The sequence below is a fragment of the Prochlorococcus marinus subsp. pastoris str. CCMP1986 genome (assembly GCF_000011465.1).
In the GTDB taxonomy this organism is placed as follows: Bacteria; Cyanobacteriota; Cyanobacteriia; order PCC-6307; family Cyanobiaceae; genus Prochlorococcus_A; species Prochlorococcus_A pastoris.
The window spans coordinates 1,423,539-1,439,014 of the sequence record NC_005072.1 but is presented as its reverse complement, the minus strand read 5'-3'; the positions used below and the strand labels follow the sequence as shown (position 1 = coordinate 1,439,014).

General features: G+C 32.7%; 14 protein-coding genes. 6 read left to right on the top strand and 8 right to left on the bottom strand.

The window, feature by feature from the left end; all coding sequences use genetic code 11:
- The first annotated feature begins 20 nt into the window (after nucleotides 1-20).
- Entirely contained in the window at nucleotides 21-338 is a 318-nt protein-coding gene (clpS, locus tag TX50_RS08045) for an ATP-dependent Clp protease adapter ClpS (protein ID WP_036930728.1), read from the top strand.
- A gap of 34 nt (nucleotides 339-372) precedes the next feature.
- On the opposite strand, the gene TX50_RS08040 is transcribed toward clpS, so the two are convergent.
- The 3 genes from TX50_RS08040 to TX50_RS08030 all read right to left on the bottom strand — a co-directional run bounded on the left by TX50_RS08040 (nucleotide 373) and on the right by TX50_RS08030 (nucleotide 4,771).
- Entirely contained in the window at nucleotides 373-1,992 is a 1,620-nt protein-coding gene (locus TX50_RS08040; protein ID WP_011133126.1) for a photosystem II high light acclimation radical SAM protein, read from the bottom strand.
- A gap of 104 nt (nucleotides 1,993-2,096) precedes the next feature.
- Nucleotides 2,097-3,188, bottom strand: a complete 1,092-nt coding sequence (locus tag TX50_RS08035; protein WP_011133125.1) for a glycosyltransferase family 2 protein — start codon at nucleotides 3,186-3,188, stop codon at nucleotides 2,097-2,099.
- Nucleotides 3,189-3,223: 35 nt separating this feature from the next.
- Entirely contained in the window at nucleotides 3,224-4,771 is a 1,548-nt protein-coding gene (locus TX50_RS08030) for an ArnT family glycosyltransferase (protein WP_011133124.1), read from the bottom strand.
- A gap of 152 nt (nucleotides 4,772-4,923) precedes the next feature.
- Between TX50_RS08030 and TX50_RS08025 the strand changes: the two genes are divergently transcribed.
- On the top strand, nucleotides 4,924-5,163 hold the full coding sequence (locus TX50_RS08025) for a DUF3493 domain-containing protein (RefSeq protein ID WP_011133123.1): 240 nt from the start codon (nucleotides 4,924-4,926) through the stop codon (nucleotides 5,161-5,163).
- Between the two features lie 4 nt (nucleotides 5,164-5,167).
- On the opposite strand, the gene infB is transcribed toward TX50_RS08025, so the two are convergent.
- The 4 genes from infB to rimP all read right to left on the bottom strand — a co-directional run bounded on the left by infB (nucleotide 5,168) and on the right by rimP (nucleotide 10,914).
- A complete protein-coding gene (gene infB, locus TX50_RS08020; RefSeq protein WP_011133122.1) occupies nucleotides 5,168-8,677 on the bottom strand; it encodes a translation initiation factor IF-2 in 3,510 nt (1,169 codons plus the stop codon).
- Nucleotides 8,678-8,749: 72 nt separating this feature from the next.
- Nucleotides 8,750-8,989 carry a YlxR family protein gene (locus TX50_RS08015; protein ID WP_036930725.1) on the bottom strand — a complete coding sequence of 80 codons (240 nt, stop codon included), beginning with the start codon at nucleotides 8,987-8,989 and terminating at the stop codon, nucleotides 8,750-8,752.
- Between the two features lie 17 nt (nucleotides 8,990-9,006).
- On the bottom strand, nucleotides 9,007-10,410 hold the full coding sequence (gene nusA, locus TX50_RS08010; protein ID WP_011133120.1) for a transcription termination factor NusA: 1,404 nt from the start codon (nucleotides 10,408-10,410) through the stop codon (nucleotides 9,007-9,009).
- Between the two features lie 36 nt (nucleotides 10,411-10,446).
- Complete coding sequence (gene rimP, locus TX50_RS08005) at nucleotides 10,447-10,914, bottom strand: ribosome maturation factor RimP (protein ID WP_011133119.1); 468 nt, start codon at nucleotides 10,912-10,914, stop codon at nucleotides 10,447-10,449.
- Between the two features lie 160 nt (nucleotides 10,915-11,074).
- Between rimP and TX50_RS08000 the strand changes: the two genes are divergently transcribed.
- Entirely contained in the window at nucleotides 11,075-12,202 is a 1,128-nt protein-coding gene (locus tag TX50_RS08000; RefSeq protein WP_036930685.1) for a trypsin-like peptidase domain-containing protein, read from the top strand.
- 65 nt (nucleotides 12,203-12,267) lie between these two features.
- On the top strand, nucleotides 12,268-12,963 hold the full coding sequence (gene rpiA / locus TX50_RS07995; RefSeq protein WP_011133117.1) for a ribose-5-phosphate isomerase RpiA: 696 nt from the start codon (nucleotides 12,268-12,270) through the stop codon (nucleotides 12,961-12,963).
- On the opposite strand, the gene hisD is transcribed toward rpiA, so the two are convergent.
- On the bottom strand, nucleotides 12,960-14,246 hold the full coding sequence (gene hisD, locus TX50_RS07990; protein WP_011133116.1) for a histidinol dehydrogenase: 1,287 nt from the start codon (nucleotides 14,244-14,246) through the stop codon (nucleotides 12,960-12,962). The genes rpiA and hisD overlap by 4 nt on opposite strands.
- Before the next feature lie 122 nt (nucleotides 14,247-14,368).
- Here hisD and rpsT point away from each other — a divergent pair, with 122 nt between their 5' ends.
- Together rpsT and TX50_RS07980 are read left to right on the top strand one after the other, a co-directional pair.
- Nucleotides 14,369-14,662: a 30S ribosomal protein S20 gene (gene rpsT / locus TX50_RS07985; RefSeq protein WP_011133115.1), complete on the top strand. Its 294-nt coding sequence runs from the start codon at nucleotides 14,369-14,371 to the stop codon at nucleotides 14,660-14,662.
- Nucleotides 14,663-14,668: 6 nt separating this feature from the next.
- The gene (locus TX50_RS07980; RefSeq protein ID WP_011133114.1) at nucleotides 14,669-15,463 is read left to right on the top strand and encodes a TatD family hydrolase; all 795 of its coding nucleotides are present in this window, start codon (nucleotides 14,669-14,671) and stop codon (nucleotides 15,461-15,463) included.
- The last annotated feature ends 13 nt before the right edge of the window (nucleotides 15,464-15,476 follow it).

Below are 15,476 nucleotides of genomic sequence, written 5' to 3'. Positions count from 1 at the left end.
GTAATTACAATCAAAAAGTAATGTCAAATATAAAGTTTGAAAAAGGGGAAAATAATAACGCAGCAGTGTTGGAGAAAAAAACAGCCCCGTTAAAAAACAAATCACCAAAATACAAAGTTTTACTTCACAATGATCCTGTTAATTCAATGGAGTATGTTACTAATGCACTTAGAGAAGTAGTTCCACAATTAAGCGAACAAGATGCTATTTCTATTATGCTTGAAGCTCATAATACTGGTGTTGGTTTAGTTATTGTATGTGATCTTGAGCCGGCTGAATTTTATTCAGAATCTTTGAAATCAAAAGGAATATCAAGTTCAATTGAAAAAGAAGATTAATTATCTTCTTACGAATAAATTAATTTTAATACTTTTAAACTTTTGCTGCAGTAAGCTTTCTTTCTGATAATTTACGAACTTTTAGGGAATCATCTAAGGATGATTTACCATAATTTCTTTCCAAAATATTAATAACTGTTTTTCCAAATTCGTCATCTTTATTATCAAAAGCTTCTAAACATACCTCTCCCAGTTTTTTACCAAGAGGACCAGGGTTCCATAAAAGTTTACGTGCTGTCCAAGGCATCATACTCATTGGATTGTAACTAGGTTTTAATATATTATTTTCAAGAGCATACTTTTCTAAAAGTGTATGTGGTTGTAAACCTATAAAAAATATAGCTGGATCTACTAAACCTTTCCCAAATATATTTTCTAGCTCTCTATGATAAGCAACTGTTTGTTTAATTGTATTAGGGGTTTCATCAAAAACATTAAATGAGTAATTCACTGAGACATGATTTCTAAAACCTGCCTCAACAAGCATTCTACAATTTTCAAGTACAGTTTTAAGGTTATATGCGAGTTGCATTTTTCTAACAAGTTCCTGAGATCCTGATGTAATCCCGATCTCAAAATAACTCATTCCTGTCTCAACCATTAATTGAGCTAATTCACGGTCAATGTTATCGGCCCTAATATATGCCGCCCACTTAAGATCGGTCCAACCCTGATCTTTTATAGCTTGAAGAAGTAACTTCGCATCTTGAATATGATTCTTTGTTGGAATGAATTGAGCATCAGTAAACCAAAAACCTCTAACTCCCATCTCATAAAGTTGCTTCATTTCTTCAATAATTTCATTTACGGGATTAACTCGAACTTTTTTACCCTCTACAACTCCATAAACGCAAAAACAACAATTATGTGGACAACCTCTTTTGGTTTGAACTCCTACATAATAATCACCACCTTCTATGTACCAATCAAACTCAGCCCAAATAGATTTAATATATTTGTAGTTACAAGCTGTTTTAATTGTTCCTGATGGCTGTTCATGTATTAATTTATTTCTAGGTTTTTGCCCAGCAAGATAACATCTTTCTTCGATAATAGAATCACCCTTAAGAACTTTTTCGATAAGGTTCTCACCTTCTCCAACAGAAATTATTGTACCTTTGGGTAATAACTTACCTAGCTGTTCGTAGAAAACGCTTACAGCTCCTCCTCCTAAAATCACTTTTACAGATTTGTTGTATTTTTGAGCTCTATTGAGACCCATCTTTACTAAGGATGTATTTCTATTTATTTCTTCATAATGTGATGTTATTAACTTTAGACCTCCCCAAGCACCTCTAATTTTTTTTAAAATATTACTCGAATAAAAAACTTCAAATGAGTTTTGCAAAGGATTGCCACTTCTTCCGTCAACTGGTGCGTATATTTGTATGTCCCTCCAAGAATAAACAATTATATGAGGTCTGAATTGGTCAATTTTTCTTTTTAGATATTTAGATACTTTATTTAGCGGTACTATTGCTAAATCTATGAATTGTTGATCTATCTCAGGAAAACACTTATGAATATGATCCGCTAAATAAATAGGCCCTATCGGAAATATCGGGTTGCATGGAAGTCTAACAATGAGAACTTTTCTAAAAGATTCTCTATTGGTCTCTTTAGCTAAATTTTTTAAAGGAAAGTTAAACAACATAAAAGAGATTTTAAAATGATCTCATATTAAGAATCTAACTATTTTATTACCCTTTCTGTGATTTTTTTAAATTTAATCATGAAAAAATTTAACTCTATTTTCAGTTAGATGTCTGAAATCATATATTTCCAACAAACATTTAGAAGTTTAATACCATCTATCCATCTTGATATATTTGGTGCTCCAGACCGCCTTGCATAATATCTGACAGGGTAATTTAAGATTTTAATATTATTATTGGCCGCTTCAAAGATTATTGTAAAATCGCCAAAAGGATCTGACTTTGATTCCCAACTACCATTTTTTTTCATCAAATTAAAAAACTTCCTTGAGAAAACTTTTGTTCCACACAGCGAATCAGATATAGGCTTGTTAATTAAAATTGATAAAAATATTGCAAAACATCTATTACCAATATAATTTGACCATCTCATGGCATCTTTTTCCATTGGGAAAGTTGTCCTAGAGCAATTTATTAGTATATTTTCATTTTTTGTGGATTCCATAATAGCATCAATACTATCGTCAATATCAACGGTTAAGTCAGAATCAATAATTGCTAGAGTATCTCCAGTTGATATATTAAATCCTTCAACAACTGCGTTTTTCTTTCCCTTCGAAGTTTGTTTTAAAAGAGATATTTTATAGTTTTTTGAGAAGTCTTTAGTAAGATCCTCCAACATTTGAAAAGTATTATCTTTACTATTTCCCTCTACAAATATTATTTCGATTTTATTTGGTATTTTTTTAAATTTATTTAGTGCTTTGATTAAAAGTTTTCTATTACCTTCTTCATTTCTTGCAGGGATAAGTATTGAAATCAAATGATCATTTAAATTTTCATGATATTTATAAAATGTGATTTCTATTTCAAATGCAAGATGCTTAATTATTGGTAACTTTCGCAAAGTATTTTTTATAGACTGGGGAAATAATTTGGTTTGTATTGGAGTTAATTTTTTTGCTTTCCATCTGATAGATCTGTAATTATAGATTTCTGCTAATGATTCAACATCACATAAAGTAATTCTTGCTGTATTTGTTGTTTCCCTAAATATTCTGGAATCTAATCTAAGCCATCTTGTAATTGGTTCCCAAGTATTACCTCTTACTTTAAGAGAAATAAATTCTTTATCATCTTTAAATAATTGGTGGAGTTTATTGTTTGTTAAATTCCAAGTATTTACTGATTTCATTTTTTGAAAATTTAACCGTAATTAATATTAACCTATTAGATTTTTTTGATTAATTTCCAAGGAAATATAACTTCATTTTCATAAATAATTTTAATGGAGGTATCTTTTGTTTGATCTTCTTTTGGAAAGATGGACCAAGCTAGTTCTGAGGATTTTAAAGTTTTGATATTATCGATCCCTTCGCCTAAATTAGGTGTTAAGAGAGCAATTCTAATAATTTTTGAGTGTGTTGTAGTATTTATAATGCTGCTTTTATCAACTTTAATTATTCGATTATTGGATGTTTTCAAAGAGGAGATATTCTCCATAGTTTCTCTAATTTCTCTTGATCGGTCTGTAAAAAGACCTGATTGCAAAAAACATGATGTCATTAAATAGGGTCCAATAATTAATATAGAAATCATTTTTGAGGAGTGTTGACTTTTTTTGATAAAACTCCAAGCCAATGCGAATAGTATTAATCCACTTATTAAAAATGTATTTTCTCTGAGATTAAAATTTATCGTAGCTTTGAGAAAGAGGAAATATATAAAAATTATCGTTACCACTAATAATGGAATTACTCTTGACGATATAAAAATAAATAGAAATTTAAATCTTTTTTCTTCTATTAAATACTTGATACCTATAAATGCATTTAAGGATAGTATAGAAGAGATTTGTAAAGGATAGTATGGCGTTTTTGTAGAAAAACTACTTATCAAAATTATTAGAATTAAGGGGAAGTAAAATAAAATAAAACCTTGTGAATTTTTGCTTTTTAAACCATGAACTAATCCAATAATGGAAAATATGCTCCATGGAAGAAAAGTGACTGGTATGTTCCACAAATAATAGTAAAAAGGATTTGTAAAAGTATTTTCTTCAGATAAATTATTAAATTTATCTAAAAGGTGAAAAATAATATTTTTATCAAGAAATGTATTTATTGATGTTGACCATACAATGAATGGAATAAAACCAATTATTAATCCAAGCCAAAAATATTTTGAAGTAAAAATATATTTTTTTTTAATCAGATAGGGTAATAATGATGTAATTGGTACCGCTACTAGAAAAGTCTTCATCATAAAAGCTAAACCTATCCAAATTCCAAAAAGAGATATGTAAACTAATTCTTTTTTACTGTTTGTTTTTACAATGGAGAATATTCCAATAGTCACTAAGCAACTGTATATTAAATCTTGAGTAGCTAAGTGAGAATAATCAAACCACAAAAAAGTTGTTGAAAGAATAAGTGGTGATGCGATTGCAAACTTTTTACCTATTAATTCTTCATGTAATTTATGGGTTATTATTAACATCACTATTGATGAAATAGTTGTTGGTAAATAGGCTGCAAATAAATTTTCCCCAAATATTTCTTGTGATTTGGCAATTAGAAATTGTATACCTATTGTTCTATCTAAATTAAAATCTCCCCACCATAATGGAATTGTCCAATTTCCTTTTTCCAATATCCATCTAGCCTGTAAAGCATAGAATCCCTCATCATAAGCTAAGTAACTTCTTTTACCAAAGTAGAAAATTAATGGAAAAAATATAAGTAATTTTAAAAACAATTTGAAATTAATTTTCCACATATAAAAGTTTGTCTTATTTTAGATAAATGCCGATAATTTGAATTAAACAAATGACTTAATGTTTACGAAATAGTTGCTGTTCCACCGACTATGTCGGCGATATTAAATTTTAGTTTTTTCATATAGACTTAATTTTATATTTTAAAGAATTAATGTCAAAAATTGACCCTGAATTAAAAAAAAAGTTACTAAAGGAGACTCAAGCTCCATTCAAAGGTTTAAGGAGAATATTATGGATTGCCTTCTCTGGTTCTGCTTTTTTAGGTCTTCTAATAATGGTTTCTAAAATTGCTAGTGGGAATGAAATACAGCAAAATAATCTTTTAATACAACTAGGAGCTTGTGCATTATTTCCTATCTTATTTTTCTTCGATAGAAATAAGGAAGATTAAGCTTTTATTTATTTAGAGTCCTTTTTTTTGTTACAAATTTGAATGCCGAAATGATATCTCCTTCACTCCAAGTTGAGAATTTGTCACATCCAACTCCACATTCGAAACCAGTATTAACTTCTTTTACATCATCTTTCGATCTTTTCAGGGAATCTAAATTACCTTCAAATATTACTTTATCGGATCTAAGTACTCTTAAAGAACAATTTCTTTGAAGCTTACCACTTTGTATGTAGCATCCAGCAATTGCTCCTTTCCCAACTGCAAATGTTGCTCTTACTTCAGCTTGACCTAAAGATTCCTCCACCAAATCAGGTTCAAGTAATCCTTCCATAGCAGATTGGATATCTTCTAGAAGTTTATAAATGACTTCATACTCTCTTATATCAACATCATTTGCGTCGGCCGCTCTTTTGGCTCCAGAGGCTAATGATGTGTTGAAGCCTATTATTACTGAGCCAGAGGCAGCAGCAAGATCTATGTCAGTCTCGGTTATTTCTCCTGGTGCGGAGAGTAAGACTCTGACTTGGACCTCATTTTTTGGTAATTGTTCTAACGAACCTAATATAGCTTCTACACTTCCTTGGACATCTGCTTTAAGAATTAGATTTAATTCTTTAAGTTCTCCATCATTTGCTTGAGTAGATAAAGATGATAAGCTTACCCTCCTAGATGCCATTTGCTGGGCTAATTTTGTTGCTCTTGCATCAGTCGCTCTATCTCCAACAATCGCTCTAGCAGATTTCTCATCACGATAAACTTCAAATTCATCACCTGCTGTTGGGACTTCGCTAAATCCAAGTGCTTCCACTGGACATGAAGGCCCCGCCTCCTTAATTCTATTACCATGTTCATCGACCATGGCTCTAATTTTACCAAGGACTGAACCTGCGGCTAAAACATCTCCAGCTTTTAATGTGCCATTTTGTACTAATAAAGTTGCAACAGGACCTTTGGCTTTATCTAAATGGGCTTCAATTACTGTCCCTTTAGCTAATCTTTCTGGGTTTGCTTGGAGATCTTCAACTTCAGAAACCAAAAGGATCATTTCGAGTAATTTATCAATATTTTGTTTTTTGATTGCACTGACTGGCACCATAACTACATCCCCACCCCAATCTTCGGCAATTAGATCTTTTTCTGATAATTCCTGTTTAACTCTATCTGGAGAAGCACCTTCTTTATCAATTTTATTTATGGCTACAACTATTGGTACTTTCGCTGCTCTTGCGTGACTAATAGCTTCAAGTGTTTGAGGTCTGCAACCATCATCAGCAGCTACAACAAGTACCGCTACGTCAGTAACTTTTGTACCTCTTGCACGCATGGCCGTAAATGCTTCATGACCTGGAGTATCAAGAAAAGTTAGCTTTTTCTTTTTTGATTCGTGCTCAAATTCAACTTGATAAGCTCCGATATGTTGAGTTATTCCACCTGCTTCTCCAGAGGCTACCCTGGATTCTCTTATGGAATCTAAAAGACTTGTTTTACCATGATCGACATGTCCCATAACTGTGATGACTGGAGGTCTTTTGATGAGACTTTCAATATCATCGGTTTCAATCATGTCTACTGTTTTCTTTGCAGCCTCTTGAACATCATCTTGTAAAACAGGGACCCCAAATTCCTCAGCCACTGTTTCAATGGTTGCTAAGTCAAGTGATTGAGTCACTGTAGCCGTAATACCTTTAAAGAAAAGAGATTTGATTATTTCAGAACTTTCAAGACTAAGCTTATCGGCTAATTCTTGTACTGTTAAATTATCTTCAGGTATTATTATCATTTCAGGTCTTACTTGTTTTGCATCTTTCGCAGCTCTTAATTCCATAGCTCTTCTCTTTTGTCTTTGCCTAGTAGTCTCTTTTTTCTTTTTCTTGAATTGTTTTGAGGGTTTTTGTGATTTGATCTCTTCAGACTTTTCTTTTTTTGGACGAGCCAAACTTGCTGATAGTATTGAAACCTTTTCTCCTGAGTAACCGCTAGTCTCAGAGGTTAATGAATCATCATTTTCGCCAATAATATGAACTTTTTGTCTTTGTTTCTGTGGATTTTTATTTCTTAATGCTTCTAGCTTGGCACTATCGTCCCAATCTGTTCTGCCAGGCTTCTTAGTGTTGCTTGCGAATGATCTAGCTGGTTTCTTGGCCGTAGGAGAAGGAGATGTATTTAAACGACTATTAGGTGCTTTTGTCTTCTGATTGGCCCCTTCGATTTTTTGTTTGTTTACATTAGAAATATTAGGTTTTTCTTTATTTGATGCATTGGTTTTCTGTAACTGCATCAGTTCATTGGGTGCTACTGGCTTTCTAATCCCAGAAGCACCTTGTCTATAAGGAGTTCCTGGCCTATTAGGAGATCCCTGTCTATAAGGGCCACCGCCCTCTCTATTTGGAACACCCTGCCTATTCTGCCCTCCTGGCCTATTAGGAGCACCTTGTCTATAAGGAGTTCCTGGCCTATTAGGAGTTCCTGGCCTATTAGGAGATCCCTGTCTATAGGGGCCACCGCCCTCTCTATTTGGAACACCCTGCCTATTCTGCCCCCCTGGCCTATTAGGAGCACCTTGTCTATAAGGAGTTCCTGGTCTATTAGGAGATCCCTGTCTATAGGGACCGCCTTCTCTATTTGGAACACCCTGCCTATTCTGCCCCCCTGGCCTATTTGCAGAAATTTGTGTATTAGATGAGGGTTGCCTGCTATTAGAGTTCGGCCTGTTTGTATTAATTTTAGGATCTTCCCTTCTAATCGGGGCACCTACTAGTTCAGGAGTACTTTTTACGTTAGGACTGTTTAAGTTCTTTTTAGGAAAATTATTATTATCAGCTCTACTTAATTTATTATTATCAGCTCTATTTAATGATTGAGCCTTTTGATTAACTGAGTTATTTATTTTGTTTGCGTTTATATTCCTATTGGAATTTGCCAAATTTTTTGGTTTTTCAATTAGTTGAATAGGCGGCCTTGCAGTAGTTTTTGCGGGAGATCCTGAAGAGTTTTTTAAAGGCTTTTTGTCTTGTAGAGCACTTGGATTTTTTTTGTCTTTTAGATTGGGAGTTGTTATTACTGAAGTATTAGTTTTATTTTGATTTTTTGAAAGAGCTTGAGATTTGAGGTTAGAGACAATAGTAGGGGGATTTGGATTTTTAATATTTGAGCTTACTAATGAATTCACTACTTTATTAGTAGGCTTTATTAAAAGGGGTTTTTTATTTAAACCTTCTTTTGACAACTTTTCTGGATGAGAGGGATTAGAAAAATTTTTATTATTTTTATTATCATTATTTTTTGGGTTTTCATTTTTTGCTTTAATTGCAGATTTACTTACAGAAAGAATTTTTTTACTTGAATTTTTATTTATAAGATTTTTAATTTTTTTCGCATCTTCTAAACTTATTGAACTGCTGTGACTTTTGACTGATATTGAAAGTTTTTGAGCAGCATCCAATATATCTTTATTTTCCAGTTTTAGATCTCTGGAAAGTTCATAAACTCTGATTTTATCGCTGATAGTCATTTAATCTGAATGTTACTCTTTTTAAGAAATTTTGGAAGAATATAATTTTAATTATATGCCCTTTTGGGATAGTTATTTATAGTTTGCAATTTCCCTTTCAAAAATATCAATAAATTCAGGATTTAAAATGCCTTTTAAAGCTTTTTGAAGCTTTTTTTTAAGTTTAGAATCTGTGTAACACTTTTTTGACTTACAAATGTAAGCAGAACGACCAATACCTTGGTTAAGCATTATTCCTAACTTATGATCATTAGTAATCTTCAAAAGATTATTTCTATCAAAAGTTGTCCTGCAAGAAATGCACTTACGCATAACAGGAGATTTCTGTATCACCGTGTGTTCTCCTCTTTAGACAATAGTTCCTCTTGTTTCAAGTTTTCTGTTTGGTCGTTTTCTGAACGAGTTTCTTCTTCGTATAGTTCATCTCCATATTCTTCATCATCTTCAGGTAAAGGGTAAAGTTCCCTTAGTCTTTTATCTTCTGCAGCTCTTTCTGCTTGCTCAGCCTCCAATCTCTGTTCAGCTTCTCTTTGAAGATTCTCTTCTTCCTCCCTTTGAACAATTAATTCTGCTACTGCAGAGTCTTCAGTCTCCTGATCATATTCATAGGAGTTTTTAACGTCTATTTTCCAGCCTGTTAACCTAGCAGCAAGACGAACATTTTGACCTTCTCTTCCTATGGCAAGACTTAATTGATCAGGGGGAACTAAAACATGAGCATGTTGTCCTTCTGGATCAACAAGTCTGACAAGATCAACTTTAGCTGGACTCAAAGAATTTAGTATGTACTGAATAGGGTCAGATGACCACTTTATAACATCTATTTTTTCTCCCCTTAATTCATTAACTACTTGTTGAATTCTTGCTCCTCTAGCTCCAATGCAAGCTCCGACTGGATCAACTTCTCTTTCAATACTATCTACGGCAACTTTAGTCCTTGGCCCAACAGCTCTTGAAGGAGGATTTGCTTCTCTCGAAACAGCAACAATTTTGACTGTGCCTTCTTGAATTTCTGGGACTTCATTTTCGAATAAATAAACCACTAGACCAGCATTAGCTCTACTTACAAAAAGTTGAGGACCTTTTCTAGCTACTTCGCTAACTTCTTTAAGAAAAACTTTGAATGTAGCGTTAGCTCTATAATTGTCATTAGGTAATTGATCCCTTTTAGGAAGTTCTGCTTCTACTTCTGGTCTCCCGATTCCTGAGCTAACCCCCATAATTACTGACTGTCTCTCAAATCTAATAACTCTTGCAGTTAAAACAGGATCTTCCAAATCTGCGAATTCTTCCTGAATCATTTTCCTTTGTTGGTCTCTCAACTTTTGAGCCAATACTTGCTTAGTTGTTGAGGCGGCCATTCTACCAAAATCCTCTTTTTCGGGAGTGACATCTAAAACGACGGTATCGCCTATTTGAGCATCATCAGCAACTTGTTTAACTTCTTGAAGAGATATTTGATGATCTTCGCTTTCAACATTTTCAACAATAATTTTACTCGATAAAATTCGATAACCCTCTTCGTCTAGATCGAATCCTACATCAAAATTACTAAAATATTCTTCATCAAATGGATCTTCTTTCACTCCAATGTAGAAAGTTTTTCGGTATTTTTCGTAACCTTTAAGCAAAGCTTCACGTAAAGCTAATTCCACAACGTGAGGAGGTAATTTTTTTTCCTCACTTATGTCTTCAATAAGATTGTTTAAACCTGGGAGAATTACTAATGCCATCTATGATGGGTAAAATGAATAAGAGTTGATAATTAATTAGTCTTTAAAAGTGCAAAGACTAACCTTTAATACTTCATTAAAGGGAATTTTTTTAATCTTACCTTTAATGTTAATGGCTAAATAATCTTTAGACTTTTCATAAAGTAAACCGTTCAAAAATTTTATTTGAGAATTTTTTTGGTTTAACTCAACATTAACTGGAAAACCTTTAAAAGTTTTGAAGTCTCTTTCTGAGGTTAATTCATCACTGACACCTTGACTACTAATTTCTAAAACATATGAACAATTTAAAAGATTTGAATTCTCAATCACACTAATAGCAGGGTTATTGAATCTTGAACAGTCATCTAAAGTAATATCATCTTTGTTAGTTTTGCAAATAATAATTTTTACAATAATAGGATTTTGATTTGTCAGTATATCTAAACTATGAATCTTTAGGTTAAATTCTTTAGCGACTCCTTGAAGAAGACTTTCTAAGTTGCTTTTACATTCCTTATCCAATTTATTTTAAGTTTTTGTTTAATAATTGATTATTTTCACATATCAAAAAGTTTTTTGAAAATAAGTTTTTGTAATGTGTATTTTATGGATGTTAACAAAAAAACAACACTAGGAATCTTATTCAATTAAATTCTGAATATTCTTGATGTTTTTAAAGGTAATGAGATTTCTGAAAACTAAATTTAGTTATTTGCTTAAAATAAGTTTACTAATTACTTTTATTATATATTTATTCCCTTTTTCTGAAGTTTTAGCTTTTGATTTTATTGATGGGCATAATTTTGTTTCAGATGCGGTCAAAAAGGTAGGTCCTGCAGTTGTAAGAATTGATACTGAAAGATTAGTAGAAAGACAACAATTTGATCCAACTTTATTAGATCCACTATTGAGAGATTTACTTGGAGAACCCGGTATGGCTCCCGACCGAGAGAGAGGTCAAGGTTCAGGTGTAATTATTGATAAAGATGGTTTAGTTCTAACTAATGCTCATGTTGTAGAACGAGTTGATAATGTATCTGTTACTTTGGCTGATGGAACTAATCGTGAGGGTCAAGTGTTGGGAACGGACTCAATTACCGATTTAGCCTTAGTTAAAATTGATAATCAACAGGACTCTAGTTATGCACCTTTAGGAGATTCAGAAGAGCTTGAAGTTGGAGATTGGGCAATAGCTCTTGGGACTCCTTATGGCCTAGAAAAAACAGTAACTCTTGGGATAGTTAGCAGTCTTCATAGAGACATTAATGCTCTCGGTTTTTCTGATAAAAGGCTTGATCTTATACAAACAGATGCTGCAATTAATCCAGGTAATTCAGGAGGCCCACTTATTAATTCTAATGGTCAAGTAATTGGTATCAACACTCTAGTAAGAAGTGGACCTGGAGCTGGTCTTGGTTTCGCAATACCAATAAATTTGGCTAAAAATGTTTCTGACCAGTTACTAGAAAATGGAGAAGTTATTCATCCTTATTTAGGCGTACAATTGATTTCCTTGAACCCTAAAATAGCCAAAGAACATAATGAAGATCCTAATTCACTTGTTCAATTGCCAGAGCGGTCAGGGGCTTTAATTCAATCTGTAATACCAAATAGTCCTGCAGAAAAAGCTGGATTAAGAAGAGGTGATCTAGTAATCGCTGCTGAAAATATCTTAATAGAAGAGCCTAAGACTCTTTTAGATGAGGTAGAAAAAGCTCAAATTGGAAAAATATTTCTTTTAAATGTTTTACGAGATAATAAAGAAATTAAAGTCAATATTAAACCTGAAGCACTTCCAGGTTTGACATAAAGCATCTGTTGAAATTTAATAATCTATAAACTCTTGTTCAAAACATTTTGGATTTACAGACTCAGATGAAACAAATAGTTGCTGACTCAGCTATTGAAGAAGTAGAAGATGGAATGATCTTAGGTTTAGGATCTGGATCAACAGCAGCACTTATGATAAAAAGTCTTGCTGAAAAAATCAGATCAGGCAAATTAAAAAATATTAAAGGAGTCCCGACTTCCTTTCAATCAGAGGTGCTTGCATTAGAACTCAATATCCCTTTAATTGATTTAGCTTCAGTTCCTTACATTGATTTAGCCATTGATGGAGCGGATGAAGTAGATCCTGACTTTCAACTCATCAAGGGTGGGGGAGCTTGCCATGTCCGAGAAAAATTGGTTGCATCTAAAGCAAATAAATTATTAATTGTTATTGATGAATCAAAGTTAGTGCAAAATTTAAACCAAGTTTTCCCTCTCCCTGTGGAGGTTATGCCTTCTGCGTGGAAGCAGGTGAAGGATATAATTTCAGAAATGAGTGGAGTTTCTAATTTAAGGATGGCAACAAAAAAAGCAGGCCCAGTTGTCACGGATCAAGGTAATTTGATTTTGGATGTTTTATTTGATGCTGGCATAAGAGATCCAAAAGATTTAGAAATGCGTATTAATAATATTCCTGGAGTCTTGGAAAATGGATTATTTGTTGATTTAGCAGATAAGGTTTTGGTGGGTAAAATTGAAGATGACGTTCCAGTATTATTTTCACCTTCTAGGAGAAGTTAATCTTCAAATCTAATTTTTACTGAATTTGCATGACTATGTAAACCCTCACTATTTGCCAAATTTATAATATCCACGCTGTTAATTTTTAAACTTTTTTCATTAAATTCAATTATTGAAGAATTCTTCATGAAAGTTTCAACTCCTAAGGAACCACTAAACCTCGCATTCCCACATGTTGGTAAAGTATGGTTTGGTCCAGCTAAATAATCACCTACAGCCTCCGGTGTCCATTTTCCTAAAAATATCGCACCTGCATTTTCAATAGACTTGAGCGTCGTTTTTGGATCAATAGTAATTATTTCTAAATGTTCTGGGGCAAACTCATTACTTAGTTCAACACATGATTCTAAATTTTCGCAAATAGCAATTAATCCCCAATTCTTAATTGATTGAATGCAAATTTCTTTTCTGGGGTGATTCTCTATTATCTTAAAGACTTCATCAAAAACTTCTTGAGCTTGATCATTTGATGTGGTCAAAAGTATTGAGGAAGCTAATGGATCATGCTCGGCTTGTGCTAATAAATCTGATGCTATTTGAGAGCTGTTGGCTGTTCTATCGGCGATGATTAAAATTTCACTTGGACCGGCTAAGGAATCAATTCCAGTAAATCCGTAAATTAACTTTTTAGCAGTGGTTACATAGATATTTCCAGGTCCCGAAATTACATCAACTTTATTTATTTGCTTTGTGCCAAATGCTAATGCGCCAATTGCCTGTGCTCCACCAATTCTAAAAACTTTATCAACCCCTGATAAGTAAGCAGCAGCTAAAACAGTTGTATTTATTTTTCCTTTTTCGTTTCCAGGCGATACCATTGAAATTTCTTTAACTCCAGCTACTTTTGCAGGTATCGCATTCATTAAAACTGTACTTGGATATGCCGCTCTCCCACCAGGAATATATAAACCAGCATTTTTTACAGGCATCCATCTTCTTTGGACGGAGTCACCAAATTCTCCCTTTATAGTAAACGATTCAGGGATTTCTTTTTCATGGAATTTTTTTATTCTTTGATAGGCAACTTCTAATGATTTCTTTAAATGCTGATCTGTCTCTTCCCATGCAGTTTTTAAATCCCTAGTACTTACTTGCATTGGTTTAGGATAAAATCCATCAAATTTTTTTGTATATTTTTCTACAGCTATATCTCCATGAAATTTCACCTCTTGAAGAATATTTTCAACAATTGAATTTATTTTTTTATTGTCTCCAGATGTAGTTCTTTGAGAAATTCTTCTCAACTCTTGGAGAGCTTTTTGTTTACTATTTATAATCTTCATATTCTTAATACTTATTTAAATTCAATTAATTAATAACGTAACTCACTGATCTAAATTATATATTATTGATTAGTAGTCTATCTATTTGATATAATATAAATCTATATTTTATTCTAATTTCTGTGGCCAATAACAAATCAGCGAAAAAAAGAATTCAAGTTGCTGAGAGAAATCGTTTAGTTAATAAATCATATAAATCAACAGTTAGAACGCTAACAAAAAAAACATTAGCTAACTGTGAGAAATATAAGCAAGAACCTAATTCAGATAACAAAGATCTAGTTCTTGTTAGTGTAAATCAAGCCTTCAGTCTTATTGATAAGGCAGTCAAAAAGAATGTTCTACATAAGAATAACGGTGCTAACAAAAAATCAAAAATCAACAAAGTAGTTAAAGATTTTCTTACAAGTAAGTAAGTAAAAATGAACAATATTGAACTGATTGATTCTCATTGTCATTTGATATTTGAAAATTTTGAAGAGGATCTTGAAGAAGTTGTTTCAAGATGGCGTTCAATAGGTGTAAAAAAATTGCTCCATGCATGTTGTGAATTATCAGAAATTCCTAAATTAAAAAATATATCTCGAAGATTTGATGAATTGTATTACTCAGTTGGTTTACATCCTCTTGAAGCTAACAAATGGGAATGTAATTCTAAATCCATAATGAAAGATGCAGCCCAATGTGATTCAAGAGTTGTTGCTATTGGTGAATTAGGATTAGATTTTTTTAAAAGTGATAATACAAATAAACAGATAGATGCGCTTGTTCCACAAATGCATTTAGCCTGCGAACTTGACTTGCCCGTCATTATCCATTGTAGAGAAGCTGCAAATGAGATGATAAAAATATGTCACGATTTATCTAAACAAGGTATATGTCCTAAAGGAGTTTTGCACTGTTGGAGTGGCACTCCAGATGAGATGAAGCAATTTTTAGATCTAGGATTTTATATAAGTTTTAGTGGGATAGTTACATTCCCAAAAGCATACGAAATTCATGAATGCGCAAGAATTGTTCCGAGTGATAGATATTTAATTGAAACAGATGCTCCCTTTTTAGCCCCTGTCCCATATCGAGGGAAAAGAAATGAGCCAGCTTTTGTTGAAAGTGTAGCTAAATCTATAGCCAGTTTAAGATCTTCAGACTTGAAAAGTATTGCAGATGAGTCTTCTAGGAATGCTGAAGATTTGTTTAAATTTGACTTGATAAATTAACATATAATCTGTT